We start from the raw sequence: 2,865 nt of genomic DNA on the forward strand, positions 1-2,865 counted from the left end.
CCGCCGGCGGCGGGCCCGGCGCGGCCTGCGGCGGCTCGGGCACCGGCGCGACCGGCTGGTCGGTGCCGGCCGTGGCGCGCTCGGCGGCCATGTGCGCGCGGGCGGCCTTGATGATGTCCCACGCCGACAGCTCGTCGGTGGACGGGGGGCTGTGCATCGCCGGGGACGTCAGCTCCGCCGCGACCGCCTGCGGCACCGCGAACCCGGTGGCGGGCGGCGCGACCTGCGCGAGCCGGCACCACGTCAGCCCGAGGGTGTAGGTGGTGGCCAGCAGCGCGGCCAGGGCGTCGGCGTCGTCGCTGCGCAGCGCGTCCGGGAGCCGCCCGTCGCGGGGCCACAGCGACCGCAGCGGGTTGGCCGGGTCGGCCAGGACGGCCTGGAGGGTGCGGGCGCTGTCGGGGTCCAGCCAGCGCTGCAGCGCCGGCAGCGCGCCCGGCGCGGCCTGCAGGTCGGCGGCCAGTACCGCGATCCCGGCGCGGCGGACCTCGTCGTGGCCGCGGCCCGGCGCGGACGGGCGGGGGCCGGTGAGGCCGGCGACGATCTGCTGCAGGTCGTACAGGGCCAGGCGCAGGTATTCGCCGGGCGCGGTGTCGCGGACCATCGGGGTGGCGTACTCGGCGGGGCAGCGGCGCCGCCATTCCTGCAGGACGGCGTCAGGCCCGTACCGGACGGTGGCCATGTCCTGGTTGACCATCCGCAGCGACGCGCCGGTGATGGCGGCGAGGGCGTCGGCGCCGGGCCGGAACCGGGGGTCGGCCTGCAGCCCGGCGGCGACCTCGTACATGACGCGGGCGATGTGGGCGGCGCCGCCGCCGTCGCCGGCGCCGAGCCGGTGGACGTAGTAGCCGGCGAGGGTGGCGAAGTCGGGCGGCATCATCCAGTGCAGCCGCTCGGCGGGGGTGGTCAGGAACGGGATGAACGACTCGATCAGCGGGTGCTCGGTCAGCGCGACGGGGGATCCGGCGCACCACAGCAGCGCGCCCCACGCGGCGGCGACGGTGCTGGGCGTGCCCGGCTGGAACATGGGGTCGCGCTGGGCGAACTGGCGCGGGTCGACGGCCAGCGCGGTGGTGAGGGCCTGGGAGATCCGCGCGACGACGGCGGTGTCGGGGACGGGCCCGAGGAACCCCAGCGGCGCGACGCGGCCGGCGGCCAGGTCGGGGCCGGTGGGGAACAGCTGCGGCGGGACCGGCGGGGTCCCGGCGCCGCGCGGGGCGGGGACGGCGACGCGGCGGTCCTCGAACGCGGCGGGCGGCGGGCAGGGGTGCCAGGCGCCGTCCAGGCCGCACCGGTACCAGCGGCCCCAGGCGCCGTAGAGCCACCATTCGCCGGCGCCCCACAGCATCCGCGCGGCGACCTGGGCCGCGCGGTCGGCGGGCTGGGCGGTCTGCCACCACGGTGAGGCCACCAGTTCGCGCACGTTGCCCTCGACCGAGGCGAACAGGTCGCCGCTCGGGCCGCCTCCGGTTCCGCCGGGCCCCGCCCCGGCCGCCTGCCAGCTCATCCGGCGAATAGTAGTCGCCCGGCATGGTCCGTCCGGCATCGCCCGAGTTACGGGCCGGTATCCGCCCCTTCGGCGTGTAAGGACTGTTATGGCAGGATGCTCATGTGCTCGCCGCGGGGGCGGGTCCACCATGCGGCGGGGAGTGGCGATGGACGGCGCGGCGCGCACCCGGGCGGCGGGCCTCGGCCTGGTGCTGCTGTCGTCGGTGTGCTTCGGCGCGTCCGGGCCGTTCGGCAAGGCGCTGATCGAGGCGGGCCTCGGCCCGCTGCAGGCGGTGTGGCTGCGGATCGCGGTCGCCGCGCTGGTGCTGGTGCCGCTCGCCGCGGCCGTGCGGGGCCGGGCGCTGCGGACCGCGCCGGCCGGGCTGCGGCCGCACGCGCGCCCGCTGATCGTGTACGGGCTGACGGGGGTCGCGGGCTGCCAGGCGTGCTACTTCGTCGCCGCGTCGCGGCTGCCGGTGGGCGTGGCGATCCTGCTGGAGTTCAGCGGTCCCGTCATCGTGCTGGGCTGGCTGCGGCTGGTGCGCCGCGTCCCGGTGCACCGCACGGCCGCCGCCAGCGTCGCGACCGCCATGGCCGGGCTGGCGCTGGTCGTGCAGGTGTGGACGGGCCTGTCCCTGGACCCGGTCGGCCTCGCGGCGGGCCTCGGCGCCGCCGCCTGCCAGGCCAGCTACTTCCTCATCGTGGACCGCCTCGCCGGGCGGGTCGACCCCCTGGTCATCACCACCGCCGGCACCGTCGTCGGCGCCGCCGCGCTCACCGCCTTCGCGGCGCCGTGGGCGCTGCCGTGGGGGGTGCTGCCCGCGCAGGTCCCCTTCGCCGGGCACACCGCGCCCGGCTGGGCGCTGGTCGCCTGGATCGGGATCGTCAGCACCGTCATCGCCTACCTCACCGGCGTCGCGGGCCTGCAGCGGCTGCCCGCGCAGGTCGGCGGCGCGATCTGCTACACCGAGGCCGTCGCCGCCGCCCTCATCGCCTGGGCCGTGCTCGGCGAGCGCCTCACCCCAATGCAGATGACCGGCGGCGCGATCGTCCTGACCGGCGCCTACATCGCCCAGCGCGCCGCCGGCCGCGCCGCCGCCAGCGCGTCGAACACCCGGCCCCGCAGCTCCGCCAGCGCCCGCAGCGCCGCGTCATGCCCGGCCAGCCGCTCCACGTACCGCAGCGACCCCTTCGCCAGCGCGAACCCCCGCACCGCCACGATCGCCAGCGACAGCGCCGCCAGCTCCGGCCGCTGCGCCGCCCGCGCGATCAGCCACGCCGCCGCCGCGATCAGCCCCAGCCCGCACAGCTCCGCCGCCGCACCCGCCAGGCCCGCGCCCACCAGCCGCACCAGCTGCGGCCGCACCGCACCCCACACGC

The 2,865-nt window shown here is 78.3% G+C and carries 2 protein-coding genes; one reads left to right on the forward strand and one right to left on the reverse strand.

Annotation, left to right across the window (positions count from 1 at the left end):
• Nucleotides 1-1,504: hypothetical protein (locus E1284_RS39940; RefSeq protein ID WP_131945320.1), on the reverse strand; the 1,504-nt coding region annotated here is incomplete at its 3' end.
• Between the two features lie 148 nt (nt 1,505-1,652).
• On the opposite strand from E1284_RS39940, the gene E1284_RS39945 reads away from it, so the two are divergent.
• Nucleotides 1,653-2,865: EamA family transporter (locus E1284_RS39945; protein ID WP_131945321.1), on the forward strand; the 1,213-nt coding region annotated here is incomplete at its 3' end.

The sequence above is a fragment of the Actinomadura bangladeshensis genome (assembly GCF_004348335.1).
Classification (GTDB): Bacteria; Actinomycetota; Actinomycetes; order Streptosporangiales; family Streptosporangiaceae; genus Spirillospora; species Spirillospora bangladeshensis.